Genomic DNA, 25,439 nt, shown 5'->3' on the forward strand with positions numbered 1-25,439 from the left:
ATATTCGGTGTAAATTGGCATCTTTTCGGTAAGCAATAATCATCGCAATTATAAAAGTTATAGCGAAACAAACTCCAAATAGTAATTGTCCTTGACTAAACATAATGGTATTTTTTTTCGCAAATTTAAGCAATTGATTAAGAATTATTGCTAATTTGCTCATTCATTTAATACTCAAAATTATGCAAAAACAACTAGAGGCAGTAAAGGAATTTCATACTGCTTTTGCCATCGGACATCAAGTAAAACCTCATGCCAATTTGGGTGAAGCAAAAAATTTACTTCGTTTTAATTTAATGAAAGAAGAAAATGAAGAATATTTGGAAGCGGCCAATAATAATGATATAGTTGAAATCGCTGATGCTTTGGGTGATATGATGTACATTTTATGTGGTACAATTATCGAACATGGTCTTCAAGATCATATCGAAGCTGTTTTTGATGAAATTCAAAAAAGCAATATGAGTAAGTTGGGGGAAGATGGTAAACCAATTTATAGGGAAGATGGAAAAGTCATGAAAGGTCCCAATTATTTCAAACCAGATTTTTCTAAAATTCTAAAGATTGTAGCAGATTCTAAATAACATAAAAGGCGATTTTCACAATGAAAATCGCCTTTTGTAATTGGAATAAACTATAAATTAGATTTTTACAGTCCATCCAAACGGATCTGCTTCTAATTTGTGTTGCATATTTGTTAATTTACTTTTTAATTGCGCAGCATAAGAGTTTTCGATTTTAGGTAATTCATAATACGTTTCTTTATATGAATACCCTACAATTGGATTTACAACAGCGGCAGTACCAGCACCAAATATTTCTTTTAAGGTCCCGTTTTTTGAAGCTTCTACTAACTCGCTCACTAAAACAGGTCGAACTTCTACATTGATACCTTCTTTCTGGGCTAATTCGATCAAACTTTTTCTAGTAATCCCATCTAAAATTCTTTCACTAACAGGAGCTGTTACTAAAGTGTCATTTATTCTGAAGAAAACATTCATGGTACCTGCTTCTTCTAATTTGGTATGAGTAGCGTCGTCTGTCCAAATTACTTGTTGGAAACCTTCTTTGTTTGCTAAAGTTGTTGGATAAAATTGGGCAGCATAGTTTCCTGCAGCTTTAGCAGCTCCAATGCCACCATTTGCAGCCCTACTGTAATGCTCTGCAATTAATACTTTTACTTCTCCAGAATAGTACGCTTTTGCTGGAGAAAGAATAATCATGAATTTATAGTCACTTGATGGGTTCGCTACTACACCTTCACCAGTTGCAATCATAAAAGGACGGATGTACATGGTATTTCCTAATCCTTTTTTAACCCATGCTTCGTCTATTTTCAATAACTCTTTAAGTCCATTTATAAAAATTTCTTCGGGTACTTCTGGCATTGCCATTCTAACCGCAGATGCATTAAATCTTTTATAGTTTTCATTAGGTCTAAAAAGCCATAACTCATTGTTCTCGTCTTTGTATGCTTTCATTCCTTCAAAAATAGCTTGTCCATAATGAAAAACTTTTGCAGAAGGATCTAATAAAAAAGGTTGGTAAGGTTTAATGACTGGTTGTTGCCAAGCTCCATTTTTAAAATCGCATTCAAATAAATGATCTGTAAAAACGGTTCCAAAACTTAAATTATCAAAATCTACATCGTTTATTTTAGAAGTAGCGGATTTAGTGATTGAAATTGTTGTTGTTTGAGAAGTACTCATGATTGTTTATTAATAGTTAGAATCAATAATCAAATAAAAAAAAATATTTCTTCATTTGATTTTATTTTTTACAAAATTAAATAAAAAAGCCTAAAAACGATGCGAAAATTGTAAGAGATATTTCGTTTAATTGAGATTTGTGTATTTTATAAAAATCAGAATTGTTTACTGTGATTTTATAAGAAATATATAATAAATACTTGCGTTTTTGATTGTTAAAGAACATAACTATTGATAAATAATGTATTTAAAATGAAATTTTAAAATCACAAATAAATGTCAATTTGTTTAGAAATTGTTAATGGTGCTATCTTTACAACAATCAATGCCTTAAAAAGCTAACAAAAATCAATTCCAAAAACAAATGGTGTAAGTATGAAATGAGCATGATCGAAAATTGGTCGCAAAAACCAATGATGCTATGTGAATTAGTTATGACCGATAAAAACAATAATTAGCAACAAATGAAAAGAAAAATTATTCAAACTTCAGATGGCTCAACGACTATTCAAATTGAAGATTGGGACGAATGTTATCATTCGAAACACGGAGCAATACAAGAAGCCAAACATGTTTTTATTAAAAATGGATTAGCATTGTTTACAGCTCAAAAGGTTTCGATTTTAGAAATTGGTTTTGGTACAGGGCTTAATGCTTTTATTACTTTTTTGGAAGCTAAAAAACGAAATCAAACGATTACTTATGTTGGAGTTGAAGCTTATCCAGTATCGGTTGAGGAATTAAAAGAAATGAATTATGTACAAGAACTTGAAGCCTTAGAATATACACCTGTCTTTGAGAAAATGCATCAAGTGAAATGGGAACAGTCTCATTTGATGGATAATGATTTTTGCTTCACCAAAAGACAACAATTTTTTGAAGCTATTGACGATGTTGCAAAGTATGATTTGATATATTTTGATGCTTTTGGATATAGAGTTCAGCCTGAGTTGTGGAGTACTGCAATTTTTCAAAAAATGTTTACAGCACTCAAAAACAATGGCGTTCTAGTAACCTATGCTGCAAGAGGAGTAGTCAAAAGAAGCATGATCGAAGTAGGTTTTACGGTTGAAAAATTAGCAGGACCACCAGGAAAGAGAGAAATGTTGCGTGCAACTAAGCTTATCCCTTGAAAACAGTACGAAAACGATTTTTTGGCATTTAAAATCAATATAAAAAAAGATTAAATCTTAGTTAATTTTGTAAATGCTTCCAATAAATAAACTATTTTTACCCCTATGAAACCCCATAAATCTTATTGAATTATGTCGAAAATAATGTTTGATTACACTAAATCTGTGTTAGAAAGAGTAAGTTTTGATCCCATCCTTTTTTGTAAAGAATTAGAAAAAGCTATACGAACTTTATTACCATATGAATTGGAGCAATTAAAAGAATGGTTATTTGATTTTACTTATGGAAAACCAGAATTGAAACAATGTCTAGTTATAGTAAATAGATAAAAAGAAAGGAACCAATTGGTTCCTTTCTTTTTAGGCTTATTTTTTCTGAATTGGACTAATTATTTCTACATTTTGAAAGACAATTGCTCCTTTTATAACTCCTGCAATTGTGTTTCGTAAAGCATCTATTATCTGAATTTTTAGTTCGTTTTTTGGATAGATTAAGCTGATTTCTCTTGCTGGTTTAGGTTCTTTAAAATGTTTTAATTTTAGTACGTCTTTTTCATTTAGGTTCAAAGTGTGTAGGTAAGGCAATAATGTTGTTCCTAAGCCTTCATCTGCTAATTTGATTAAGGTTTCGAAACTTCCACTTTCTATGGTGAAAGGATTGTTTTCTTTGGCGTTATTGTTTTTACACAAATTCAGTATGCCCTCTCTAAAACAGTGCCCATCTTGCAGTAATAGTATTTCTTCTAAATTTAGATCGCTTACTTCAATTTCCTTTTTCGAAAAATGTTGATGTCCTTCAGGAATGTAGGCTACAAAAGGTTCGTAATATAAAGGGATTTCTTTTATTTTTTCTTCTAATAGTGGTGTAGCCGCAATGGCAGCGTCAAGATGACCATTGTTAAGTTTGGTTATGATATCTGATGTGGTAAGTTCTTCAATTATCAGGCGTATTTTTGGATATTTTTTGATGAAATTTTTCAAAAACATGGGTAACAAAGTAGGCATTATTGTTGGAATTATTCCTAAGCGAAATTCGCCACCAATGAATCCTTTTTGTTGTTCTACAATATCTTGAATACGATCGGCTTCATTTACTATGTTTTTGGCTTGAGTAACTATTTTTTGACCAATATCTGTAAGTTGAATGGGTTTTTTGGTTCGATCAAATATTTGAATGTTTAATTCTTCTTCTATTTTTTGAATTTGCATGCTTAATGTTGGCTGAGTTACAAAGCATTTTTCAGCCGCTAAGGTGAAGTTTTTATGCTCAGCAACTGCTAATACATATTTGAGTTGAGTAATTGTCATGGATCGTAAAATTTGATGTAAATATAAAAACAATCAAATTAATTGATGGTTACATTTAAGGTAAATTTACGATATTTCTGCACCCAATTATAGAGATACAAATGTAGGTTAAAACGGTTCGAACTAGGATTTAGAATCTGCTTAAATAAGCTTGAGTTATGGATTTTTGTTTAACCCAGATTCCGCATTAGACTTCGTAGCGAAACTGAATTATTCAATAAAAGCAAGAGCTCACGGACTATTTTTGAAGAAGGAAACAACGTTCAGCGAATACCTATATTAATATAAACCAATGAGCTACTACTTTTGTGTTTTGAATTTAAAAATAGGAGAATCAAGCGTAGCGTATCTTGAACTCCTCTCAAAAAATATAAACTCGTGAAAAAAGCTCTTGGTTTTGAAGAAGAAATTCATTCACTGAACTCCGCTAAAAAATATAAAAATGGTGAAGTAATTTAGTTGTAGTAGATTTCTAATGCAGAATCTGGGTTTAATCTTCCTCTAAATTTTCATTGAAGGATGAAGGTAAGAGGGTTGGGATAAATTTTATCAGCATTGGGAGAAGCAAACTACCCCCAGGTAATAAAAAAATTGTAAGTGAGGGTATGGTTTTGCAAATGTCTAATAGTTGCTTTCTGATTTTCTTTTTCTCTTTTTCATTCAAATCACGACGTGTAGAATGTGCCAAGAGAACCATTAACTCTTTGCTTTCCATGATTTCTTTGATCAATCTGTTTTTATTTCGGGTGACCAAAGTTACCACACTTTCGGTAGTTTGGTCGTAAAAGTGCTTAACAGGATTAGAATAATTAAAATAAGGAATCTCACTTTTGTATTTTGTAATGAAATCATTGGTGTGATGAATTGAGGCAACCACAAATTCATCGGATTCGTTGAGAATACTGCCTAAAGTATGTAAAAAATAAGCTTCTTCTTTTTCTATCACACCATCGCTCCAAAGTGCCATTCCGGTAATATCGATTAGGTATTTTTTTTCTAAATCAAGAGTGAAATAATCGAGTTCTAAGGATTCAAGAGACAAGGACGCTTTTTTTGAAAATTTGGTATACCGAATAGAAGCTTCAAAAAGTTTGATTAGTAAATCGTCATACTGCGTTTTGTTGCTTTTAATCTTTAGTGCCAGAGCCACAATATTTACAACGGTTTCTTCAATACGTTTCAAGTATTTTTCAGGGATTTCTCCGTGTTTCAAGTATTGACAAAAAGCCAAAACATCAATAAACAATAGTGCATTAGTAACTAAATGTGAAAAATTTTTATTGATGATACCATCGTTGGTTTGTACTCTTTCATCAATATATTTTTCCAAAGTTAAAGTCCTACTGTTTTTAGGCAGTATTTTTTTGAATAGGCTGAAGCTTTGTGGATTCATTTGGTTATAAAAATCCAATACTTTGGTTACAAACAATTCGGGCGTAATTTCGGGTTCTGATAAGCAGAATGCACCATAAAGGGTGTTTAGTAAAGCAACTTTTGATATTTCTTCTTTAAACCATCTTTTGGAATCAATCGGGTTTATGGTGTTGAACGAAATAATATGACCATAAATAAAACCAGTTTCTCTTGTTTTGAGATAAAAAGAAGTGCTGTTTTCTAATGAAAGTTCTTTAGAAAAAGGTTGTTCTATAAAAAATTTGTCTATCCAGCCGGGTGCAGATGGGTTAATCATTGTTATGTTTTGAAACTACAAAGCTATGTTTTTTTACAACGACAATGGTTGGTAAAAGTTAATCTTTAGTTTAAAAATTAATAGGCGTCTCTTGATTTGCAATTTTGTTCGCAAAGTCGAATAATTTCTCGAATTCGATGGTGTCTGGTTTCGATTCTTTTGGCTTGGTTAAGCCAGTATAAATAGCTTTTTCGATAGGAAGGGCTAAATGCTTGATAATGGTTCCAAGCTTTTGGATTTTCATCAAAGGCAAGTTGTAAATCTTCCGGGATAGTATGATTTTCAACATCGTCCAACGAATTCCAGGAGCCATTTTGTTTAGCAATTTCTATTTTTTTTAATCCACTTTCATGCATGGCATTTTCTTGAATCAGTTTTTCGATGTAGGTTTTATTGAGCTTGCTCCAAACACTTTTATTTTTTCTAGGAGAAAAGAGCTGTTTGCGTTGGTGTTCGTCAATTTTCTTTACAGTCGAATCGATCCATCCATAACAAATGGCAACTTGAACGGCTTCTTCCCAACGCATGCTTTCAAAATCACTACTCACTTTATAGAATATGAGATAAACTCCTTTCGATGAATTGTGATTGTCATGAAGCCAAGTTCTCCATTCCTTAGCATTTTTAAAATATAAAAGTTCTCTTTCTTCCAAGGCTATTGCAATTAAGCGATATAAAGTGCTTCAGCTGCCTCCCAATTGACAACATTCCAAAAAGAGGCAATATAATCTGCTCTTCTGTTTTGATTTTTTAGATAGTAGGCATGTTCCCATACATCTAGCGCCAAAACTGGTTTTCCTTTGGCAACAATCGTAGGCAAGTTCATTAATGGATTGTCTTGGTTAGGAGTCGAGGTTATGGTTAGTTTTCCATTGCTTACCACTAGCCAAGCCCATCCGGAACCGAACCGTTTTGTGGCAGCGTCAGCAAATTGTTTTTTGAAAGCTTCAAATGAGCCAAATGTGCCATTTATAGCTTCAGCTAGTTTTCCTTTTGGAGCACCTCCACCGTTAGATTGCATTAAGTTCCAAAACAAACTATGGTTGTAATGTCCGCCAGCATTATTGCGAATAGCTTCAGGAAATAGAGTCATGTTTTCGAAAATAGTAGCTAGACTTTTGGTTTTTTCCATTAATCTTTTGTCTAAAGTCTCAATTGCTTTATTCAAATTCGTTACATAAGCTTGATGGTGTTTAGAATAATGAATTTCCATAGTAAGCTTATCTATATGTGGTTCTAGTGCATCATAGGAATAGGGTAACTTTGGTAAGCTAAAGCTTGTTTCTTGAGTATTCAATACATTATCATTGAAATGTAGTGGATTCAAAAAAATTGCGTTGGCTGCAGAGCTTGTATTAAGAATCGAAGTTCCCATGAAAATTCCTGTTGATAGAAGAGCTGATTTTTTGATAAAATCTCTTCTGCTGTTGTTGTTTTCCATTTTTTTTTGAATTAGTTGTTTACTAGGTTCTTGAAATTATTTTGACTTTTCTCCAACAAAATGATTATTAGGAGATTTAAAAAGTACATTGAATGTTGTTAATGTGCCATAAATTCGGGTAAGGTATTGTTGTAATTCAATTTTCTCGAGTTCTTCAATTTTACTTGAATTGATTTTTTGCTCCATAACCCTCAACCGGTCTCTAACCATAATAATTTTGTGAAAAAATGTGTCAATTGGAATTTCTTTAGAAGCTAATCCTGCTTGTCCGGGCTCAAGGATAATTTTGCCTCCTTTCCATTTATCGGCAATCGGAACAATTTCAGAAACATCGGACCATTTTTGTAGTAATTTCTTCAGAGACGTTTCAACTTCATAAAAACTGATGGTATCGACTTCGTTTTCTGCTGCTTCAATGATTTCAAAAGTACTATCTAAAGCAAGGGTTTCTAAACCAGAGTCGATAAATGTAACCCAATAATCTGTTGATGTTACGTTGGTTATGACACCTTTGCCTAACTTTTCGTGATGTATTCGTGATCCAATGCCTAGTATTTTCATGGTTTTTTTGATATTTATTTTCTTAAAATAGTATTAAATTATGCTAAAAAATAGTATAAATCCGTTTTTTTGGTATGGTTTTCGTAAATTTAAGTTCATGCGAAAAAAATACGATATGGAATCGCTATTAACAACAGGTTTGTTGCAAACAAACACCAATAAGTAAAAGGCAATTCCATAAATGACCTAAAAAAAAACAAAATTTACATATATGAAAAAAATGAATTTGATAGTCACATTCCTTGTTTTGACTTTGACCGCTTGCCAGGCAACCAAAAATACAACAAAATCCCCAAATTCGCTACATGGAGAATGGGTCTTAACGTACATAAGTGGACCAAGGATTGCTTTTGAAGGACTTTATCCCGATCAAAAACCAACGATCAATTTTGATTTGTCTTCAAAAAAAGTCTTTGGACAAAACAGCTGTAATAATTATTCTGGAACACTAATTTTAGATGGGAATAGTATTGATTTCAAGAAAAGTAAAATGATTGCCACTATGATGGCCTGTCCCGGAAATGGCGATAGTGTTTATATGAGTATGCTTGAAAAAGTCGATAGTTATGCTATCAGTACTGATGGGAAACAATTACAAATGTTTGGGAACAAAGTGCTACTAATGCGCTTTGATAAAAAATAAGTTTTTATTGATAATTTAAAATAAAGAGGATGAGGTTAATTAGTAAACAAAACATAGTACTGGTGTTATTGATAGTGTCAGGACCTACTTTTGCTCAAAAAGAAACAAAGAAGGAAGTAAAAGAGGCCAATAAAATTGCGCAGCAAAAGCAGATTGAGGCGCTATTGGCTTCCAAAACATTTGTTTTTAAAGCCAATAGAGCTTTTCCTACGGGATTTAGGAGTATTGATTTGACTACCAATCCTAATGCAATGATTTTTAAACCAGCTTTAATTAAGAGTGATATGCCTTTTTTTGGAAGAGTTACTGGAAGTATTCCTTATGGTGGAGGGGAAGGAGGTTACAAATTTGAAGGTATTCCAGAAGAATTTTCTATTAAAAAAGGTAAAAAAAGTTATTTGCTAAAAGCTAAAATTAAAGACAAGAATGATCAGTACAACATTCAATTAACGGTTTTCTTTGAAGGAGGTGCTTCTCTGATTATTAATAGCAATAATAGATCTAGTGTTTCTTATAGTGGGTCTATTACTGAGCTGGATTTAAAGTATGAAAACTGAAATTAGTAAGTAATAATTGTGTGTCTTAACATATTATGTGAATTTTAATTACTAAATTCATGCTTCCATATTTTATAATCAACACCATTTTGTAATGAAAAAGATCTCCTTTCTGTTTGTTATTATTGTTTTGATGGCTATATCTTGTAAGCAAGAACCTCCAAAGGAAAATACTAATTTAATTGAAATTAAAGCGGATTCAGTAGCTGGAATGCCTATAGATACAAATCATGTAGGCGACAATTCACAAGTTTCATTGGATTGGGAAGGCGTGTATAAAGGGGTTACTCCTTGTGCAAATTGTGAAGGAATAGCTGTAGAATTAACTTTAGGAAAAGACAATACATTTGTGTTGAAAACAAACAATATGGGAAAAGGAGATGAAAAAACTACTATAGAACAAGGAAATTTTTCTTGGGATAAATCGGGGTCTGTGATAACTCTTAACGGTTTAGAACACAAACCTAATCAATATAAAGTTGGCGAAAATCATTTAGTGCAAATGGATATGTCTGGAAACATAGTGGAAGGCGATTTAGCTTCTAAATACATTCTCCAAAAAAAATAACTTTTGATTTTAAAAATAAAGCTCAACATAACAGTAGATGTTGAGCTTTTAAAAGTTTTAATTAAGACTGCAATACCTTTTCAGGATCATAACTAAAAAGGCGTTGTTTTTTAATGATTTCTGCTACACCTGATGGCAACATAGATTCCCAACCGGGTTTTCCTTGACTAATCATTTTAAGAACTTCTCTAGAGAATACTTCAAGAATAGTAGGGTCATAATCGGTTATATCAACTACTTTACCATTAAATTTGAAGAATTTGTATAATTCTTTCATCCTTGGATGTACTTTCAAATTTTCAGAGGTAATAATTTCTCCATCTTCACCCAGCATCGGATACAAGAACACTTTCATGTCACGATAAAACAATTTACCAAAAGCTTCCAAAATTCCACCACTTAAATGGCGATAGTATTTTTCGTCAAAAATATCGACTAAATTGTTTACCCCCATAGCCAATCCCATTCGAGCTTTGGTATAGTTGGCAAAATATTCTACCACTTTATAATATTCTTGGAAATTAGAAATCATAACGGTTTGACCTAAGGAGCATAACAATTCGGCTCTGTCCATAAAATCACGTTCGTCTATTTCTCCATCTGAACGCAAATTAGATAAAGTAATTTCAAAGATAACTTGGGTGTTTTCTTTCTCAACTTTGTTTTCTTCTAAAAACATTTTTATAGAATTTTCATACATGTCCATATTTACTTTGGTAACTGGACGAAAACTACCTCTAAAAGCTAAAATGTTTTTTTTGTATAAAATAGCAGCGGGTAAGATGTTTTTTCCTTCTGGATTAAACATCACCGCATCTGTCATTCCGTTTTTTACCAATTGCAAACTCATCAATCGATTGTCTACTTCAGCAAAACGTGGGCCTGAAAAGTTGATGGTGTCAATTTCTAATTGATCTTTATCTAAGTGGTCGTATAAATATCGTAGTAATTTTTTTGGATCTTGGTATTTATAAAATGCTCCATAGATTAAATTGACACCTAGAATTCCTAAGGTTTCTTGTTGTAAGCGAGAATCTGTTTCTTTAAAACGAATGTGTAGTATGATTTCGTTATAAGCTTCGGCTGGGTCTAATTGGTACCGAATACCCACCCATCCATGACCTTTGAATTGTTTGGCAAAATCAATTGTAGCTACGGTATTAGCATAGCTAAAGAATAATTTATTAGGGTGTTTGGCACGACTTAATCGTTCTTCGATTAATTGACCTTCAAAGGTTAGCATTTTTTTAAGACGACTTTCGGTTACGTATCTCCCATCTTCTTCAATGCCGTATACCGCATCACTAAAGTCTTTATCATAAGCAGACATAGCTTTTGCAATAGTTCCAGAGGATCCTCCAGCTCTAAAAAAATGCCTTACGGTTTCTTGACCGGCACCTATTTCAGCAAATGTTCCGTATATATTTTCATTAAGATTTATTCGAAGCGCTTTGTCCTTCATAGAAGGAATTTGTTCAATGACCTTATCACCTTTAAGTTTAAATTTTTTTGTATCCATTTTAATGCAAATAGTCGTGTTTTGTGACAAAGTTAATTAATTCGATATCTAAATGAATCATAAATAATTCTATTTTTGTAAAAAAATAACACTCCATTGACTATCTATTTTTTAGGGACTGGTACTTCACAAGGAATTCCAATTATTGGGAGTACACATCCAGTTTGTAAAAGCACTGATTATAAGGACAAAAGACTTCGTGTATCGCTTTGGATGTCCTGGGGAGACCATTCTTATGTTATCGATTGCGGTCCCGACTTTAGACAGCAAATGTTGGTATCCAATTGTCAAAAAGTAGACGGGATTTTATTCACTCATGAACATTCAGATCATACTGCAGGTTTAGACGATATTCGTCCATTCAATTTTAGACAAGGAGAAATGCCGATTTATGCCCATCAACGTGTAATCGAAAATTTAATAAAACGTTTTGATTATGTGTTTGAAACTGAAAATAGGTACCCTGGAGCGCCATCGGTAAAAACCATTGAGGTAATCAATAATCAACCCTTTGTTTTGGGTGGAAAAACGGTAATTCCGATTAATGCTATGCACGGCGATTTACAAGTTTTTGGATACCGAGTGGATGATTTTGCGTATTTGACGGATGTAAAAACGGTTGCCCCGGAAGAGGTTGAAAAATTGAAAAATCTAGATGTTTTGGTCTTGAATGCATTGCGTATCACCCCACATAATACCCATTTTAATCTTCAAGAAGCGCTTGATTTTATTGCTTTAGTACAACCAAAAAAAACATATCTGACACATATCAGTCATTTGTTAGGCTTTCACGAAGATGTTCAAAAAGAATTGCCAGAAAATGTATTTTTGGCCTACGATAATTTAGTTATTACCATTTAATTTATAATTTAAAAAATGAAAAAATCACTCCTACTTTATGGTTTTATATTGGCTGTTTTATTCAATATTTATACTTATATGTTTTTAAATAAAGAAGTAAAATTTGAGCAAGAAAAATTCGCAAAAGTCACTGCGAAACTTAGAGATAGTATCAAAAAAGTAACACTTAAATTGGATGATGCCAATTATTTTTCTTTAGCTAAAAATGAAAATGCACAAAATTATTTTGATGCAACCAATCCTGACAAAACCATTTTGGTTGAAAAATTAATTCCTGTTGTAACCGAGAAATTACTGGATTTAAATAATAATCCTAAAGGAAATCCCTATACAGGACAAGATCCTATTGGACCTAATAAATTTGTAATCAATAAAGTTAGAATTTTAAATCACCGATGGATTATTGCTGATTTTAGCGATGGTGACTATTGGGGAGAAGTACTTATTAAATATTTTGTCAATTCCGACGAAAGTATATCTTTTGAAGTGAATCAGTCTTTGTTGTACCAAAAATAAAGAGGATGCAACCCTTTACAATTGCAAAAGCAAAGGTAATTGATGCCGAAGCGTTGAGTGTGTTAATACTAAACAATGCAAATTTTTATTTAAAACCCTTCTATTCTGAACAGCAGTGGGCCATTTTTAAAAGTTATTATTCAACTGAAGCGGTACAACAAAAAATATTGAAACAAAAAGTGTTTTGTGCTAAGCAAAATGGAAGTATTGTTGGAACAATTGCTTTAGATGGCAATTATATTGTAGGTTTCTACACCCATGTTGATTATGCAAAGAAAGGAATTGGGTCAAACTTACTTCATTATATTGAAAAGGAAGCACAAGCCATCGGACATTTTGAAATTTATTTGGCATCATCACCCGTTGGAGTTGCTTTTTATCTAAAGTATGGATGGCAAATCGTAGAAGAACTTGCCATTGATTATTTAGGAGTTCCTTTTATTGAAACCAAAATGAAAAAGCAGCTTTAAGATATAATTTAAAGCTGCTTTTTTTATTTGCTAAAAGTTGTATTTATTGCAACCAATTTTTGAAGTCATAAAAATTTTGTGGCGAAACTCCATGCCCAATTGGATATTCTTTGAAAGTAATGTCAATGCCTAATTTTTCAATAAAAGGAGCTGTTTTTCTGGCCCATTCTACAGGAATCACTTGATCTACTGTGCCGTGAGAGGCAAAAATTCGTAAGGAATTCAGATTGTTTTTTAAGTAATCTTCGGCTAAGATATCTGGATTCAAATAACCGCTCATCGCAACAATCTGTTTTACTTTTTCGGGATACGAGAGGGCAACAGCATAACTCAAAATAGCGCCTTGGCTAAAGCCGATAAGCGTTACTTCTTCTTTGTTGATGGGATAATTTTGTACTAACTCGTCAATAAAATTGGCAATCAAATCACGAGATTCCCGTGCTTGATCGTTATCTGAAAATTTGTTTTGATCAGCATCAAAATTGATGGCATACCACGCATAACTTCGGTATTGTAAGTCATAAGGTGCTCTAACCGAAATGATATAGTAGTGATCAGGTAATTCTGGTGCAAAAGAGAATAAATCTGCTTCATTGCTGCCGTAACCGTGTAGTAAAATCAATACTGGATTTTCTGCTAAAACGACTTTAGGTTCTCTTATTTTGAATGCTAAGGATAAATTCATGAAATGTATTTGATGTATGTTATTCTATGTTTTTAAAAAGCTTCTGAAACTGTTCTCCCAAAAGCGGAATGAGTTTGGCTTCTCCTTGTAATGCTGCTACAAAACCGTAAATCCAAAGGATAAAATAGAATACATAAAAGGCAGACGAAATCATCCAGCTATCAAAATAGCCAATGAAATAGCCAATTAAAAAGAAAGAAAGGAAAATGCCTAAGGCTTGACGAATGTGAAAAGCGGCAAATGAATCTTTCTTTTCTGAGTTCATAAAAATTGCGATAATGGCGCCAATAATAGTAAGATAACTTACAATGGCTATATTTTTTCCGTTGTCTGATGTGCTCATTTTTGTTGCGATTTAGGGTAATTATTGGTTCAAAATCATTTGATCCTGATTGATACTACCATATACTTTTCCTTGTAATTTTTGGCCAAGAAAAGCGGAGTTTTTAGATTTTGAAAGGATATTTTCTTTGGTAAAAATACTTTCTCCTTCGGTAGTAAAAAGGGTCAAATTGGCTGGTTCTCCTTCGTTGATAGCGTGAGTCGGAATTCCAAAAGTTGTTTTTCCTGCGGTTAATTTTTCGATGATTACGGCTGTTGGTAAAACAGTAGCTAATGCTCCAAAGGCACTTTCAAGTCCAATCGTGCCGTTTTTAGCGCCGTCAAATTCCATTTTTTTATGTTCAATATCAATAGGATTGTGATCAGTTGTAATCATATCAATTGTTCCGTCTAGAATTCCTTCTAGTAACGCTTTTCTATCCAATTCGCTTCTGAGCGGTGGTGTTACTTTGTATCGAGTATCAAAACCATCCAATTGATCTTCGTTTACTACTAAATGATGTACGCTAACACTACAACTTACTTGTAAACCTTTGGCTTTTGCCTCTTTTAGTAACGCAACTGATTTTTGTGTTGAAATCGTTGGAATGTGCAATTTACCACCTGTATATTCTAATAAAAATAAATTTCTGGCAATGTGTAATTCTTCTGCTAAGGCAGGAATACCTTTTAATCCTAATCTTGTTGATGCTACCCCTTCGTTTGCTACCCCATTACCTTTTATTTTTTCGTCTTGTGCAAAAGCAATAACTAGTCCATCAAAATCTTGCACATATTGCAGAGCGATTTTCAACAAATTCGCATTGTCCAAACTTTTAGTATAATCACCAAATGCAATAGCTCCAGCTTTTTTCATGTCAAAAAGCTCCGCCATATCTTTGCCTTCACTGTTTACTGTGAGTGCGCCAATTGGATAGAGTTGCGTTAAGGCATCCTTAGCTTTGTTTAAAACAAAGTTAATCTGCCCTTGATTGTCAATAATTGGATATGAGTTGGGTTGAAGCGCAATGGCTGTAAATCCACTTTTTGCAGCTACCATAAGACCATTACTGATGGTTTCTCTGTCTTCAAAACCGGGTTCTCCTAGGGACACACTGCTGTCAAACCAACCTGAAGAAACCTGTAAGTGTGGTAATTGGATTTCTTGGGCTTCATCTGTTGAGAGTCCAACTCCTATTTTTTTGATGTATCCATCATGGATTAAAATATCCATAGTTTGGTTGTGAAAAGGACTTTTAGAATCGATAATTGTAGCTGCTCTAAGGAGAATTTTCATGGGTATAAAAGATAAGTTTTTTTTTAAACTTTAATTATTTTACAAATCGGATGATGGCCATTTCTGCTAGTAAAAATGTTAGGGCAAAGATAAGAAACCATTTCCAAAGTTGATGGTCTGTTCTATTGGTTTGTAATGTATTGAAAACGTTTTTGATACTGTCCATGGTATCAAAAGAAGTTACCCAATTGGTATTCACTTGATTCAAATCGCTTTCTGTTCGGGCATAATTGAATGAGAGGTTTTCTAGGCTTATTTCTTTATTGAAAATGGTATAATTTCCTGATTTTTTGGGTAGGTCTGCAAAGGTTAATTTTACTTTATTGTCCAGCATTTGTTGTATGGGGATGAATTGTTCTTCTTTTCCTTTTACAGTTAGCACCGCTTCTTTAGTTAATGTAGTATTGATCCAGAAAGGAGTAGTATTGCCAATGGTTGCGGCATAGAGTAAAGCATTTTTATTGTAGATTCCCATTTTATAAAACACTGGAACAATCAAGGGTGATTGTTGAAAGTTGCTATTTTTTGTGTTTAGGGGTGCCGAAAAAATAAAAATCGCTCCAACAGATTTTGGTATGGCTGACAGAAATGCATTTTGATCTTCGTACGAAAGAATATTTGGATACGCACTTTTGATTACAAATGATTTTTCGGCTTTTGGATATTGAAAGTTAGTGATTTTACTTTCGAATACGCCATTAAAAAGGGGATGATCAAAATTGATTTTTGTAATTTGTTTGGAGTTGTTTTCAGGAGCAATAAATTGCACATTTCCGAGATTTTTCAGAAAAGTATTGGTCGTTGTTGTAGTGGAAGTTTCAGAAGGTATAAGGACCAAATTTCCCCCTTTGTTGACAAAACTTTGTAAGGTATTTTGCAAGGCTTGTGGGATTTCAGGAATTTCATTGAGTACTATAGTCGATTGTTTTTCGATAGTGTTGTAATCCAGATTGCGTAATTGTGAATTGCTATAATTGAATTCTGTTGCGGTGAAAATTCGGGATAGAAAGTCACTTTTTGTAGATTCACCGATACTTAAAACACTATTTTTTTTGTTTTTACTGATGCTAAAGAAATAATCGTTGTCGTAGGTCAATGCCTTGTCGTTGATAGTAGCATAGCCCTGAAATTCTTGTTTTGGAATGGTAAAATTGACCGTTTTCTTTTTGGAATCTGGTGTAATCATTGTTTTGGCAATCAATTTGTTTTGATGGTAAAGAGCGACAGGAAGTGGATTAAAATCATCTCCAAAACCTTGGATAGCCACCGATATTTCGTAAAAATTATCAAGGGTTTGATTGATATATACACTATCGATTGCTACATTGTTTGTTTGTTCGGCTTCAGATTGTATGAAATAAATTATTTCTTCGTCATTTTTTTGTACTGGTTTTTGAGAGGTGCCAATGCCATCGGATAAGATGATGATGTCTTTTTTGAAGGCTGATTTTCTTGCTTTTATTTTAGCTAGTTGCGTGTTGATTTCAAATGGAATGGCAGAATACTTTATATTTTGAAGTTCACTTTGAATGGATTTAATATCGGTATTCCAAAAAGCTTGATCGTTGGTTAGTAATGAAAAAGTGCTGCTTTCGGGGGTTTCTTCTAATAATTCTTGAACGGCTCTTTTGAGCAATTCGCCACGATTTCCTTTGGCTTGCATACTGAAGGAATTGTCTAAAACGATGTACAATTCATTGGTAGCATTTTTATGGTCTTTGGCTTCGATGAATGGTTGCGCAAAAGCGATGATTAAACCTGTAAGTAGTAACAAACGTGTGGCTAGCAAAAGTCTTTTTTTGAGTTTGGAACTTTTTCGGGATTCTATGGTCAGTTTTTTTAAGAAACGGACGTTGGTAAAGTATTCTGTTTTGAATTTTCTAAGTTGGAACAGATGCACCAAAATTGGGAGCAGTAAAAGAAATAAAAAGTATAGAATTTCGGGATGTATGAATTGCATTCTATGGTGGTTTACTTTATAATTTGGATTGTTGTTTTTTTTTGGCTGTTTCCTGAAAATGCTTTTTGTTACTCTCTAGCCCCGATCGCAGTGGCATCCTTTTTTTATTTTACCCTGTCAGGGTTTAAAACCCTGACAGGGTAAAATAAAAAAAGATATAACGGAGAGCGGGACGATGCTGGCAAAAAAAACCTTTGATGCTGCTCCTAATGTAATTTAAAAGAATTCAGATGGAACGCTCAAAAATACGAATTTGAACCAATACAAGGGCGATGAAGTTGGGTTTTTTCAAAAACGAATTATTTATTTTTAGGTTTCAAAATATTGAGTAATTTCGCCGCTTAAAATAATTTTACCTAATGATGAAAAACAAGATTTTACTATTCTTATTTCTTGCTGTATTTACCACCACCCAAGCACAACAAGATCTCTATAATTTACTGGTGGGAACCTATACTAATACATGCGAAAATAAAGGAATTTATACTTATAAGTTTGATGTTATTTCGGGGAATTCAAAATTGAATGGATCGACAGTAAACATTCAGAATCCGAGTTTTTTGGCACTTTCATCTGATAACAAATATTTATATGCGGTTAATGAGTCTGGAGCGACTAGTGCTACAACGTCATTTAGCTATGATGGAAATGCTGGTAAGTTTATTGTATTGAATAAACAAGCAACAAAAGGCGCCGATCCTTGCTATGTAATTACAGATGATAAAAATGTGATTACTGCCAATTATTCTGGTGGAAGTATAACTGTTTTCTTTAAAAATGCAGATGGAAGTTTGACGGATGCTAAACAAGTCGTACAACTTTCTGGAAGTGGTCCAAATAAGGAGCGTCAAGAAGCTTCACACCTTCATATGGTAGCTTTTTCGCCAGATTATAAACATGTTTTAGCTGTCGATTTGGGTACTGATAAAATTTATGTATATGATTATAATGCTGATGCTAGCAAAGATATTTTGACTTTTAAAGGCAGTGTGAGTGTTAAGCCAGGAGCTGGTCCACGACATTTGACATTTGACAAAGATGGAAAATATGTTTATGTTTTGAATGAATTGGATGGAGGATTGTTGACGTATAGTTTTGTTAAAGGAGAATTGACTTTAGTAGAAGATACTTCTGTAATGGCCAGAGAATATAAAGGCGATTTTCGTGCGGCAGCCATTGCATTATCTCCAGATGGAAAGTTTTTGTATGCTACCAATAGAGGAGAGGCGAACACCATTTCAATTTTTAAAGTGTTGAAGAATGGAAAATTAGAATTCAAAGAAGCTGTAAGTACTTTGGGTAAAGGACCTAGAAGTTTTGTGATTGATCCAACAGGTAATTTGCTTTTGATTGCCAATCAATTCAGTAATGAAGTAGTGGTTTTTAGAAGAGATAAAAGCACTGGTGGTTTAACAGATACTGAGAAGAGAATTTCGGTTTGCCAACCAGTAGATTTGCTTTTTGAAAAGCGATTATAAGCTATTCAAATCAATAAGTTTAAGCCACGAATTCACCAATTTTTTTGGTTTCAGATTCTAGTTATAACTATTTAGATTGCTATATTTTTTTTCAGGTTTAAAAAAAGTTAACCGCTAATCCGCAAATTCTTTGATGCTTTTAAGCTTTTAATTTGCGAATTTGCGGTTTTTTTGTTTTCAATTAAGAAGACTTAATTTAGGCAACAAAAACTACGATTTTTAAGTAAGCAATTTTTTTTAATACGTGAATTTGTGGCTTACTATTTATGGCTTATTTGTTGGAGTCTTTTCGTTTTTTGGCTCTTGTTTTAAGCATGTTTCTATTTACAGAACCATGTGTTTTTTTCTTAGTTTTGGAAGGACCACCAAGATTGATTTTTTTGTTCTTTTTACTTTTTTCATGAAAAGCACCTTCTCCCTCAAGTTTCACTTTTTTCATTAAAAATTTTACAGGCTGGCGGTCTTTTTCAGGCTCGATTAACTTAGTTGAAACCTCAACTTCTTCTGGAAAATCAGCGATAGGCAATTCCATGTTCATCAAAACTTCAACTTCAATTTTTGCTTCTTCTTCCCGAGGTGTTACGAAACTAATTGCAGTTCCAGTGGCATCGGCTCTACCGGTTCTTCCAATACGGTGCATATAAAGTTCTGGTAATTCAGGCATTTCAAAGTTGATGACATGCGTGATGTTCGAAATATCTAAACCTCTCGCCATAATGTCGGTAGTGATTAAGCCTCTCAAGTTTCCTTCTTGAAATGCTGCCATGGTACTTAAACGATAGTTTTGCGATTTATTAGAATGAATAATTCCAAATTGTCCTTCAAATACTTCCTCTATTCGATTGAAAAGCATGTCGGATATTTTTTTGTTATTTACAAAAACCAAAACTCTGCTCATGTCTTCATTGTTTTCCAATAAATGCTGCAAAAGATTGATTTTGGTATTGAAATTTGGAACGTTGTAGGTGATTTGTTCAATATTTTCCAAAGGTGTTCCTGAGGCAGCAAGGGTTACTTCTTCTGGAAAATCGAAATAATCATTCAGTACTTCATCTACTTCATCAGTCATGGTAGCCGAAAATAAAATGTTCTGACGCTTGGTTTTCATCATAGCCAGCAAAGCGGTTAATTGTGTTCGAAAACCTAAATTGAGCATTTCGTCGAATTCGTCGATAACTAACTTTTGGGTTTCATCAAAGCGAACAACAGCATCCAAAGCCAAATCCATAGTTCTACCCGGAGTTCCTACTAAAATATCAACACCTTCATAAACTGCTTTTTTTTGGGTATTGATGTTGACACCTCCATAAATACCAAGCGTTTTCACCGACATGTATTTTGTCAATTTTTCTACTTCTTCTACAACTTGTACAACTAATTCTCTGGTCGGTACAAGAATTACGATTTTTGGTGTATTGGTGTGTGTAAATTTATAAAGTTTCAATAGAGGAATTAGGTAAGCAAAGGTTTTACCGGTTCCTGTTTGTGCAATTCCCATCATGTCTCTTCCAGACATAATTACAGAAAAAGTTTTTTCCTGAATGGGAGTGGGAGAGGTAAATCCTATTTCATCAATTGCTTTTTGTAACGATTTTGGGAGGTTGAATTGCTCGAAAGTGCTCATTGGCTTAAATTTTGTGCAAAGGTACACTTTTTTTGTTCTTATTTAGGTGTTGTATATCAGTTAGTTAAGGTAATAGAGTGAATTTAAAAAAATAAAATTAGCCACAAATTTCAAGAAAGTGGAAAACTTTGACGGCAGCTTGGCTAACTTTGTTTACCGCTGATGCGCTGATTTTCAAAGATTAATAAAAGTGTTAGATAGAATTACACATACTAATTCAAATTAGAATATCATAAATAGCACCAATCTGCCAAAGAAAGATAAGATTCGTGTTATTCAAATTTTACTATCACAAATAGTAGTGCGTAGTAGTGTCATTCGTGGCGAAACAATAAATGGTGCGTTTGCCCTGATCAGTTAGTTAGTGGTGCTTTGTTTTCAAAACGCTTCAAAAACTCCTAGGCCAAATAAGGCAAAATCATACTTAACTGGATCTTTTGGATCTAAAAGTCGGAGTTGGGTATCTAATTCGTTTAAGGCTTTTCCGTCATTTTGTTTCCTATTCAAAAGACCTAATTTGCGAGCGACATTGCCTGAATGTACATCCAGAGGACAAGATAATTTTGAAGGAGAAATGCTTTTCCAAATGCCCAAATCTACTCCTTTATTGTCTTGACGACACATCCATCTTAGGTACATGTTGATTCTTTTGGCTGCCGAATTATTGAATGGATCTGAAATGTGTTTTTGACTTCTTTGCGGTTGATTTACTTCAAAAAATATTTTTTTAAACTCATGAATGCTTTTTTGGACACTCGTGGTTTCTTGATGTTTGGCAAAAACATTTTCTAATCCACCATGATGCTTGTATACATGCTGTAATCCTTTTATAAAAGCCTTAAAGTCCTGTCCGTTAAAAGTTCTATGAACAAATGAATCAAGAGGCTCCAAATGGCTATCTGAATGAGATAAAACAAAGTCATAAGGTGAATTTCCCATCAAGTCCATCATTTTATGACTGTTTTTGATGATCATTTTGCGGTTGCCCCAAGCGATAGTTGCGCTCAGGAAACCAGCAATTTCAATATCTTCTTTTTGAGTAAATAAATGCGGAATTTGAACTGGATCACTTTCTATAAAATCTAGGGTGTTGTATTGCACTACTTTTTGGTCTAGAAAATCTTTGAGTTCAGCCTCAGTCATGTTTAGAAGTTTTACTTGAATTAATTTGTATTATTTACTGCTAATTTGACCATCTACCATTACCAATTTTCTGTCAGCCATATTTGCTAACTCTTCGTTGTGCGTTACAATTACAAAGGTTTGTCCCAACTCGTCTCTAAGTTTAAAAAATAACTGATGTAAATTTTCGGCAGAAACCGTATCCAAATTCCCAGACGGTTCGTCTGCAAAGATAATATCGGGTTTATTTATTAGTGCTCTAGCTACAGCTACTCTTTGTTGTTCACCACCCGAAAGTTCGTTGGGTTTGTGATGTAAACGATGAGATAATCCCAAAAAATCTAATATTTTTTTGGCTTCTAGCTCTGTTTCGGATTTGTTTTTACCCGCAATGTAAGCTGGAATACAAACATTTTCAAGAGCAGTAAACTCGGGTAATAATTGATGGAATTGAAAGATGAATCCTAAATTTAAATTACGAAAGCGTGACAAGGCTTTGTCATTCATGCTTAAAACATCTTCACCATTAATTAACAAACTTGAATGATCCGATTTACTGGGCCTGTCTAGCGTACCCAAAATTTGAAGCAAAGTGGTTTTTCCTGCACCAGAAGCTCCTACAATAGATACTATTTCTCCTTTAGAGATATGTAAATCTACTCCTTTTAAAACTTCAAGTTGGTCGTAGAATTTATGTATGTTTTTTGCTTGTATCATCCCAAAGTGTTTTTACAAAGAAACAAAGATTTTAATTTTTCTAGAACCCATTCGAAGGTTATTTGTAAAAAACAAGTATTAATGTTTCGTTAAAATGATTTTTTTGTTTAATTAAAATGTATTTTTGTTAAACAAAATTATAATTCTATTTTAATGAATCAATCGATTGCAACATTTGCTGGAGGCTGTTTTTGGTGTACCGAAGCTGTTTTTTTACAGCTAAAAGGAGTAGAGTCTGTAGTATCGGGTTATATTGGAGGTAGAGTTGAAAATCCAACGTATCAACAAATATGCACAGGTACAACAGGACACGCAGAAGCTATTCAAATTATATTCGATGAGGACTTAATTGCTTTTGGAACTCTTTTAGAAGTTTTTTTTGCAACGCACAATCCTACTACATTGAATCGACAAGGCGCCGATGTAGGAACGCAATACCGTAGTGAAATTTTTTATCATTCTGACAGTCAAAAGCTATTAGCTGAAGCTTATATCCTGCAATTAGTAGAAGCTAAAGTTTTCGATTCACCGATCGTTACTCAGCTATCACCTGTTACTGCCTTTTATCCAGCCGAATCGTACCATCAAAACTATTATCAACAAAATAAGGAACAATCGTATTGTCATTACGTTATTACTCCCAAAATGAACAAGCTATCTGAATCGTTTACTACATTATTAAAATAAATAGCACCTAAAAGATGAACACAGTATTAGACAGAGAATTAATTGAAATTTTAGGTGATAATCACCAAGCCACCAGCGCAGATACTCCGCTTAGAGTTGACGCATTTGTAAAATCGGATGCCGAGAAAATGCAACGAATTGAGCATCATTTTCATGCCATTATGGAAGAAATGGGATTGGACATGACAGATGATAGCTTGAGCGGCACTCCGTTTCGTGTGGCAAAGATGTATATTCAAGAAATTTTTAGTGGTTTAGATCCTAAAAACAAACCCAAGATTTCCGTTTTCGAAAATAGCTACCATTATGACAAAATGCTGGTTGAAGCCAATATTAATTTTAATTCTACCTGTGAGCATCATTTTTTACCAATTGTTGGTAAAGCGCACATAGGGTATGTTTCCAGTGGCAAAGTGATTGGATTGTCCAAATTGAACCGAATCGTCGATTATTATTCTCGTCGTCCCCAAGTTCAAGAGCGTTTAATTATGCAGATTTTTAATGAATTGAAAACTGTTTTGGAAACAGACAATGTGATTGTAGTGATGGAAGCCAAACATTTGTGCGTTTCTAGTCGTGGTATCAAAGATGAAACTAGTTTTACCTCTACGATTCAATATGGAGGGATTTTTAATGAAAAAGAAAATAGAAATGATTTCTTCAATATGATCAAACAAGAATAAAAGGCACTATTTTTGTTTGGACTTTTCAAAAATTTAAAAATGACAAACCATGCAGAAATTAGCACCGAAGTTTCTCAAAAAAGAAGCCATTTATTCTTGAGTATCTTGTTTGATGCTATCGGAATGCTCTCTTTTTCCATACCAATGATTGGTGAATTCTCAGATGTCGTTTGGGCACCTTTAGCGGGTTTTCTGATGACCTGGATGTACAAAGGAAGTGTTGGGAAAGTAGCGGGAGCGATTACATTTATAGAAGAAGCTTTTCCTTTCTCGGATGTCATTCCTACGTTTACTTTGACTTGGATATACACTTATCTGATCAAGAAACAGAAAAATTCTTAATTAATACCAATAAAAAAAGCTTCAGAAATGAAGCTTTTTTTATGTTTTGAAAAGAAAACCGAGTCCCATACTTCGAAGCATTTTTTTTTCGAATGCCCAAAAAAATTGAAATTGACCAAATAAAAATCCTATGAAAACCAATAGTACTTGATAAATTGGAAAAATAAGTAGGAGTCGGAGTGGAGTGAACCAAAATCCTAAATCGTCTTTGGTAATGCCCAGCCAATAACAAAAAGGTTTCGATAGCCAAGCAGAAGCTGAACCGGTAATGGCAAAAACAATAAAAATCAGTGTTAATTGAAAGTTACTTTCTATTCCCCAACGTTCTTTTAATTTTCTCATTCTAAAGTGTCAATGGTACAAATATACTAAGATTATCGTATCGGGACATTGCCCCATAACTTTTGCTGGTATCGATTTTGGAAATAAATCATGTAATTATAAATAAGATAATTGACCTCGTATCCATAATTTATTTGTGGGTCATAGTTTATTGTCATTTCATATAAATTTGGGTCAAATCGAAACGGTTGTTGTACTCTATTGTTCCACTCAGTAATATAAAATCGAATTTTATTTTCTAAATAAAATTGCGAATAATAACCTCTTGGAAGTGCAATAGAATTCAACCAAGCGCTAAATCCAGGATCAATAATAATAACTTCATATTCTAGCGAATCATTGGCAATTCTTATGGTGTCTCCTTTCACCGAATTTGTGGCAGGAACCGATGCAAAATTGTTTTTCGAAGTAGAACAAGCGCCAAGTATTGCAATAAGCACGATTATAAAAGCTATCTTTTTCATGGCTTAACTATTGAAATCGAAATTTACAACTTTTGCTGTTGAAATTTCTAAATTCTATCATAAAAAAAACGTCATCTCCGATAGGGAAATGATGTTTTTCTATATGTTTTTGGCTATTATTTTCCGAATAGTTTACTTATAAAACTTCCAATTCCTCCACTGTCTTTTGTTAGTTTCATAGCGTCGCTCAAGTCAACTTTGCCATCTGCATTTTGATCTAGACCAAATTGTGTTCCGTACTTAGAAATGGTTTCCATGATCCCGTTTACTTGTTCACTATTTCCTGCAATAGCTCCAATAATATCCGAAATTTGAAAACTATCGTTGGGGTCATTGGCTTTGCTCATCAATCCACCAAGAATTTGCGGAATCATACCACCAGCAACACTAGACGCTGTTTCGCTACTTAAACCAAATTTCTCACTCAAATTACCCGTCACTTGTTCTGTAATTTGTTGTACTGCGGGATTTGAACTATCCTGAGCTGAATTGCCTTGAAGTAAACCTGCCAATTGTTCAACTCCTCCATCAGCAACCATTTTTTGTAAACTTGCGAAAATGGAGCTGCTCGTTTCCTGCATAACGGCTTCGTTTTGCTCATTTGGAATAGCGCTGTTTTTGACAACAGCATCACCTCCAAATTGTTCTACTAATTGTGTTAGTTGTTCAAACATAGGGTTTTAGATTTAAAGTATTCTCAAATTTAAGCAAAAAAGGATAATTTATAACATTCATTATAAA

At 33.5% G+C, this 25,439-nt stretch carries 30 protein-coding genes; 13 read left to right on the top strand and 17 right to left on the bottom strand.

From position 1 onward, the window contains the following. The first annotated feature begins 182 nt into the window (after positions 1-182). Entirely contained in the window at positions 183-584 is a 402-nt protein-coding gene (locus ACSVH5_RS03995; RefSeq protein ID WP_438060168.1) for a hypothetical protein, read from the top strand. 57 nt (positions 585-641) lie between these two features. Here ACSVH5_RS03995 and ACSVH5_RS04000 read toward each other — a convergent pair whose 3' ends face one another. Continuing rightward, positions 642-1,709, bottom strand: a complete 1,068-nt coding sequence (locus ACSVH5_RS04000; protein ID WP_438060169.1) for a branched-chain amino acid aminotransferase — start codon at positions 1,707-1,709, stop codon at positions 642-644. 464 nt (positions 1,710-2,173) lie between these two features. Here ACSVH5_RS04000 and mnmD point away from each other — a divergent pair, with 464 nt between their 5' ends. Further along, on the top strand, positions 2,174-2,842 hold the full coding sequence (gene mnmD / locus ACSVH5_RS04005; RefSeq protein WP_438060170.1) for a tRNA (5-methylaminomethyl-2-thiouridine)(34)-methyltransferase MnmD: 669 nt from the start codon (positions 2,174-2,176) through the stop codon (positions 2,840-2,842). Positions 2,843-2,974: 132 nt separating this feature from the next. Continuing rightward, a complete protein-coding gene (locus ACSVH5_RS04010) occupies positions 2,975-3,172 on the top strand; it encodes a hypothetical protein (protein WP_438060171.1) in 198 nt (65 codons plus the stop codon). Between the two features lie 36 nt (positions 3,173-3,208). On the opposite strand, the gene ACSVH5_RS04015 is transcribed toward ACSVH5_RS04010, so the two are convergent. The 5 genes from ACSVH5_RS04015 to ACSVH5_RS04035 form a co-directional block, all read right to left on the bottom strand. Further along, entirely contained in the window at positions 3,209-4,150 is a 942-nt protein-coding gene (locus ACSVH5_RS04015) for a LysR substrate-binding domain-containing protein (RefSeq protein WP_438060172.1), read from the bottom strand. Positions 4,151-4,640: 490 nt separating this feature from the next. Then, on the bottom strand, positions 4,641-5,840 hold the full coding sequence (locus ACSVH5_RS04020; protein WP_438060173.1) for an LETM1-related biofilm-associated protein: 1,200 nt from the start codon (positions 5,838-5,840) through the stop codon (positions 4,641-4,643). 77 nt (positions 5,841-5,917) lie between these two features. Continuing rightward, positions 5,918-6,493, bottom strand: coding sequence for a YdeI/OmpD-associated family protein (locus ACSVH5_RS04025; protein ID WP_438060174.1), 576 nt, complete (start codon positions 6,491-6,493; stop codon positions 5,918-5,920). Between the two features lie 11 nt (positions 6,494-6,504). Next, positions 6,505-7,137: a superoxide dismutase gene (locus tag ACSVH5_RS04030; protein WP_438060358.1), complete on the bottom strand. Its 633-nt coding sequence runs from the start codon at positions 7,135-7,137 to the stop codon at positions 6,505-6,507. Positions 7,138-7,317: 180 nt separating this feature from the next. Further along, entirely contained in the window at positions 7,318-7,842 is a 525-nt protein-coding gene (locus ACSVH5_RS04035; RefSeq protein ID WP_438060175.1) for a hypothetical protein, read from the bottom strand. 211 nt (positions 7,843-8,053) lie between these two features. Between ACSVH5_RS04035 and ACSVH5_RS04040 the strand changes: the two genes are divergently transcribed. The 3 genes from ACSVH5_RS04040 to ACSVH5_RS04050 all read left to right on the top strand — a co-directional run bounded on the left by ACSVH5_RS04040 (position 8,054) and on the right by ACSVH5_RS04050 (position 9,610). Continuing rightward, positions 8,054-8,485 (top strand): META domain-containing protein, encoded by a 432-nt coding sequence (locus ACSVH5_RS04040; RefSeq protein WP_438060176.1) that lies wholly within the window; start codon positions 8,054-8,056, stop codon positions 8,483-8,485. A 29-nt stretch (positions 8,486-8,514) separates the two neighbouring features. Then, positions 8,515-9,042, top strand: coding sequence for a DUF4251 domain-containing protein (locus tag ACSVH5_RS04045; RefSeq protein ID WP_438060177.1), 528 nt, complete (start codon positions 8,515-8,517; stop codon positions 9,040-9,042). 94 nt (positions 9,043-9,136) lie between these two features. Continuing rightward, entirely contained in the window at positions 9,137-9,610 is a 474-nt protein-coding gene (locus tag ACSVH5_RS04050; RefSeq protein ID WP_438060178.1) for a copper resistance protein NlpE, read from the top strand. A 61-nt stretch (positions 9,611-9,671) separates the two neighbouring features. On the opposite strand, the gene ACSVH5_RS04055 is transcribed toward ACSVH5_RS04050, so the two are convergent. Beyond that, positions 9,672-11,129, bottom strand: a complete 1,458-nt coding sequence (locus ACSVH5_RS04055) for a TonB-dependent receptor (protein WP_438060179.1) — start codon at positions 11,127-11,129, stop codon at positions 9,672-9,674. A gap of 96 nt (positions 11,130-11,225) precedes the next feature. Here ACSVH5_RS04055 and ACSVH5_RS04060 point away from each other — a divergent pair, with 96 nt between their 5' ends. The 3 genes from ACSVH5_RS04060 to ACSVH5_RS04070 are packed head-to-tail and all read left to right on the top strand — an operon-like array spanning position 11,226 to position 12,976. After that, a complete protein-coding gene (locus tag ACSVH5_RS04060; RefSeq protein WP_438060180.1) occupies positions 11,226-11,990 on the top strand; it encodes an MBL fold metallo-hydrolase in 765 nt (254 codons plus the stop codon). 15 nt (positions 11,991-12,005) lie between these two features. Beyond that, positions 12,006-12,506 (top strand): hypothetical protein, encoded by a 501-nt coding sequence (locus ACSVH5_RS04065; protein WP_438060181.1) that lies wholly within the window; start codon positions 12,006-12,008, stop codon positions 12,504-12,506. A 5-nt stretch (positions 12,507-12,511) separates the two neighbouring features. Then, positions 12,512-12,976, top strand: coding sequence for a GNAT family N-acetyltransferase (locus ACSVH5_RS04070; protein ID WP_438060182.1), 465 nt, complete (start codon positions 12,512-12,514; stop codon positions 12,974-12,976). 43 nt (positions 12,977-13,019) lie between these two features. Here ACSVH5_RS04070 and ACSVH5_RS04075 read toward each other — a convergent pair whose 3' ends face one another. Genes ACSVH5_RS04075 through ACSVH5_RS04090 form a run of 4 tightly spaced genes read right to left on the bottom strand, consistent with a single transcriptional unit; the run spans position 13,020 to position 17,239 of the window. Continuing rightward, positions 13,020-13,661, bottom strand: a complete 642-nt coding sequence (locus ACSVH5_RS04075) for an alpha/beta hydrolase (RefSeq protein WP_438060183.1) — start codon at positions 13,659-13,661, stop codon at positions 13,020-13,022. Between the two features lie 19 nt (positions 13,662-13,680). Beyond that, positions 13,681-14,004 carry a DUF4870 domain-containing protein gene (locus ACSVH5_RS04080; protein ID WP_438060184.1) on the bottom strand — a complete coding sequence of 108 codons (324 nt, stop codon included), beginning with the start codon at positions 14,002-14,004 and terminating at the stop codon, positions 13,681-13,683. 21 nt (positions 14,005-14,025) lie between these two features. Continuing rightward, the gene (locus ACSVH5_RS04085) at positions 14,026-15,279 is read right to left on the bottom strand and encodes a dihydroorotase (RefSeq protein ID WP_438060185.1); all 1,254 of its coding nucleotides are present in this window, start codon (positions 15,277-15,279) and stop codon (positions 14,026-14,028) included. A 34-nt stretch (positions 15,280-15,313) separates the two neighbouring features. Continuing rightward, positions 15,314-17,239 (bottom strand): BatA domain-containing protein, encoded by a 1,926-nt coding sequence (locus tag ACSVH5_RS04090; RefSeq protein ID WP_438060186.1) that lies wholly within the window; start codon positions 17,237-17,239, stop codon positions 15,314-15,316. Positions 17,240-17,598: 359 nt separating this feature from the next. Here ACSVH5_RS04090 and ACSVH5_RS04095 point away from each other — a divergent pair, with 359 nt between their 5' ends. Next, entirely contained in the window at positions 17,599-18,717 is a 1,119-nt protein-coding gene (locus ACSVH5_RS04095) for a lactonase family protein (RefSeq protein ID WP_438060187.1), read from the top strand. A 271-nt stretch (positions 18,718-18,988) separates the two neighbouring features. Here the strand turns inward: ACSVH5_RS04095 and ACSVH5_RS04100 are convergent, their stop codons facing one another. From ACSVH5_RS04100 to ACSVH5_RS04110, 3 genes are all read right to left on the bottom strand, one after another. Continuing rightward, on the bottom strand, positions 18,989-20,341 hold the full coding sequence (locus ACSVH5_RS04100; RefSeq protein WP_438060188.1) for a DEAD/DEAH box helicase: 1,353 nt from the start codon (positions 20,339-20,341) through the stop codon (positions 18,989-18,991). A gap of 378 nt (positions 20,342-20,719) precedes the next feature. Beyond that, positions 20,720-21,484: a TIGR02757 family protein gene (locus tag ACSVH5_RS04105; protein ID WP_438060189.1), complete on the bottom strand. Its 765-nt coding sequence runs from the start codon at positions 21,482-21,484 to the stop codon at positions 20,720-20,722. A 30-nt stretch (positions 21,485-21,514) separates the two neighbouring features. Continuing rightward, complete coding sequence (locus ACSVH5_RS04110; RefSeq protein WP_438060190.1) at positions 21,515-22,180, bottom strand: ABC transporter ATP-binding protein; 666 nt, start codon at positions 22,178-22,180, stop codon at positions 21,515-21,517. 153 nt (positions 22,181-22,333) lie between these two features. Between ACSVH5_RS04110 and msrA the strand changes: the two genes are divergently transcribed. From msrA to ACSVH5_RS04125, 3 genes are read left to right on the top strand one after another with little or no spacing between them, the layout of a single operon-like run. Next, positions 22,334-22,867, top strand: a complete 534-nt coding sequence (gene msrA / locus ACSVH5_RS04115) for a peptide-methionine (S)-S-oxide reductase MsrA (RefSeq protein ID WP_438060191.1) — start codon at positions 22,334-22,336, stop codon at positions 22,865-22,867. 14 nt (positions 22,868-22,881) lie between these two features. Continuing rightward, positions 22,882-23,550: a GTP cyclohydrolase I FolE gene (gene folE, locus ACSVH5_RS04120; protein ID WP_438060192.1), complete on the top strand. Its 669-nt coding sequence runs from the start codon at positions 22,882-22,884 to the stop codon at positions 23,548-23,550. Positions 23,551-23,589: 39 nt separating this feature from the next. Further along, positions 23,590-23,892, top strand: coding sequence for a hypothetical protein (locus tag ACSVH5_RS04125; protein ID WP_438060193.1), 303 nt, complete (start codon positions 23,590-23,592; stop codon positions 23,890-23,892). A gap of 39 nt (positions 23,893-23,931) precedes the next feature. Here ACSVH5_RS04125 and ACSVH5_RS04130 read toward each other — a convergent pair whose 3' ends face one another. The 3 genes from ACSVH5_RS04130 to ACSVH5_RS04140 all read right to left on the bottom strand — a co-directional run bounded on the left by ACSVH5_RS04130 (position 23,932) and on the right by ACSVH5_RS04140 (position 25,372). Further along, positions 23,932-24,234, bottom strand: a complete 303-nt coding sequence (locus tag ACSVH5_RS04130) for a DUF6787 family protein (protein ID WP_438060194.1) — start codon at positions 24,232-24,234, stop codon at positions 23,932-23,934. 32 nt (positions 24,235-24,266) lie between these two features. Beyond that, positions 24,267-24,698: a DUF6146 family protein gene (locus tag ACSVH5_RS04135; protein ID WP_438060195.1), complete on the bottom strand. Its 432-nt coding sequence runs from the start codon at positions 24,696-24,698 to the stop codon at positions 24,267-24,269. Between the two features lie 116 nt (positions 24,699-24,814). Beyond that, positions 24,815-25,372, bottom strand: a complete 558-nt coding sequence (locus tag ACSVH5_RS04140) for a DUF937 domain-containing protein (protein ID WP_438060196.1) — start codon at positions 25,370-25,372, stop codon at positions 24,815-24,817. Between the last annotated feature and the right edge of the window lie 67 nt (positions 25,373-25,439).

Origin of the sequence: Flavobacterium sp. RSSA_27 (genome assembly GCF_051547125.1) — a bacterium.
Classification (GTDB): Bacteria; Bacteroidota; Bacteroidia; order Flavobacteriales; family Flavobacteriaceae; genus Flavobacterium.

Coding starts and splice junctions, on each gene's coding strand:
- ACSVH5_RS03995 (WP_438060168.1), top strand. CDS start 183: ATGCAAAAACAACTAGAGGCAGTAAAGGAATTTCATACTGCTTTTGCC.
- ACSVH5_RS04000 (WP_438060169.1), bottom strand. CDS start 1,709: ATGAGTACTTCTCAAACAACAACAATTTCAATCACTAAATCCGCTACT.
- mnmD (WP_438060170.1), top strand. CDS start 2,174: ATGAAAAGAAAAATTATTCAAACTTCAGATGGCTCAACGACTATTCAA.
- ACSVH5_RS04010 (WP_438060171.1), top strand. CDS start 2,975: ATGTCGAAAATAATGTTTGATTACACTAAATCTGTGTTAGAAAGAGTA.
- ACSVH5_RS04015 (WP_438060172.1), bottom strand. CDS start 4,150: ATGACAATTACTCAACTCAAATATGTATTAGCAGTTGCTGAGCATAAA.
- ACSVH5_RS04020 (WP_438060173.1), bottom strand. CDS start 5,840: ATGATTAACCCATCTGCACCCGGCTGGATAGACAAATTTTTTATAGAA.
- ACSVH5_RS04035 (WP_438060175.1), bottom strand. CDS start 7,842: ATGAAAATACTAGGCATTGGATCACGAATACATCACGAAAAGTTAGGC.
- ACSVH5_RS04040 (WP_438060176.1), top strand. CDS start 8,054: ATGAAAAAAATGAATTTGATAGTCACATTCCTTGTTTTGACTTTGACC.
- ACSVH5_RS04045 (WP_438060177.1), top strand. CDS start 8,515: ATGAGGTTAATTAGTAAACAAAACATAGTACTGGTGTTATTGATAGTG.
- ACSVH5_RS04050 (WP_438060178.1), top strand. CDS start 9,137: ATGAAAAAGATCTCCTTTCTGTTTGTTATTATTGTTTTGATGGCTATA.
- ACSVH5_RS04055 (WP_438060179.1), bottom strand. CDS start 11,129: ATGGATACAAAAAAATTTAAACTTAAAGGTGATAAGGTCATTGAACAA.
- ACSVH5_RS04065 (WP_438060181.1), top strand. CDS start 12,006: ATGAAAAAATCACTCCTACTTTATGGTTTTATATTGGCTGTTTTATTC.
- ACSVH5_RS04070 (WP_438060182.1), top strand. CDS start 12,512: ATGCAACCCTTTACAATTGCAAAAGCAAAGGTAATTGATGCCGAAGCG.
- ACSVH5_RS04075 (WP_438060183.1), bottom strand. CDS start 13,661: ATGAATTTATCCTTAGCATTCAAAATAAGAGAACCTAAAGTCGTTTTA.
- ACSVH5_RS04080 (WP_438060184.1), bottom strand. CDS start 14,004: ATGAGCACATCAGACAACGGAAAAAATATAGCCATTGTAAGTTATCTT.
- ACSVH5_RS04085 (WP_438060185.1), bottom strand. CDS start 15,279: ATGAAAATTCTCCTTAGAGCAGCTACAATTATCGATTCTAAAAGTCCT.
- ACSVH5_RS04090 (WP_438060186.1), bottom strand. CDS start 17,239: ATGCAATTCATACATCCCGAAATTCTATACTTTTTATTTCTTTTACTG.
- ACSVH5_RS04095 (WP_438060187.1), top strand. CDS start 17,599: ATGATGAAAAACAAGATTTTACTATTCTTATTTCTTGCTGTATTTACC.
- ACSVH5_RS04100 (WP_438060188.1), bottom strand. CDS start 20,341: ATGAGCACTTTCGAGCAATTCAACCTCCCAAAATCGTTACAAAAAGCA.
- ACSVH5_RS04105 (WP_438060189.1), bottom strand. CDS start 21,484: ATGACTGAGGCTGAACTCAAAGATTTTCTAGACCAAAAAGTAGTGCAA.
- ACSVH5_RS04110 (WP_438060190.1), bottom strand. CDS start 22,180: ATGATACAAGCAAAAAACATACATAAATTCTACGACCAACTTGAAGTT.
- msrA (WP_438060191.1), top strand. CDS start 22,334: ATGAATCAATCGATTGCAACATTTGCTGGAGGCTGTTTTTGGTGTACC.
- folE (WP_438060192.1), top strand. CDS start 22,882: ATGAACACAGTATTAGACAGAGAATTAATTGAAATTTTAGGTGATAAT.
- ACSVH5_RS04125 (WP_438060193.1), top strand. CDS start 23,590: ATGACAAACCATGCAGAAATTAGCACCGAAGTTTCTCAAAAAAGAAGC.
- ACSVH5_RS04130 (WP_438060194.1), bottom strand. CDS start 24,234: ATGAGAAAATTAAAAGAACGTTGGGGAATAGAAAGTAACTTTCAATTA.
- ACSVH5_RS04135 (WP_438060195.1), bottom strand. CDS start 24,698: ATGAAAAAGATAGCTTTTATAATCGTGCTTATTGCAATACTTGGCGCT.
- ACSVH5_RS04140 (WP_438060196.1), bottom strand. CDS start 25,372: ATGTTTGAACAACTAACACAATTAGTAGAACAATTTGGAGGTGATGCT.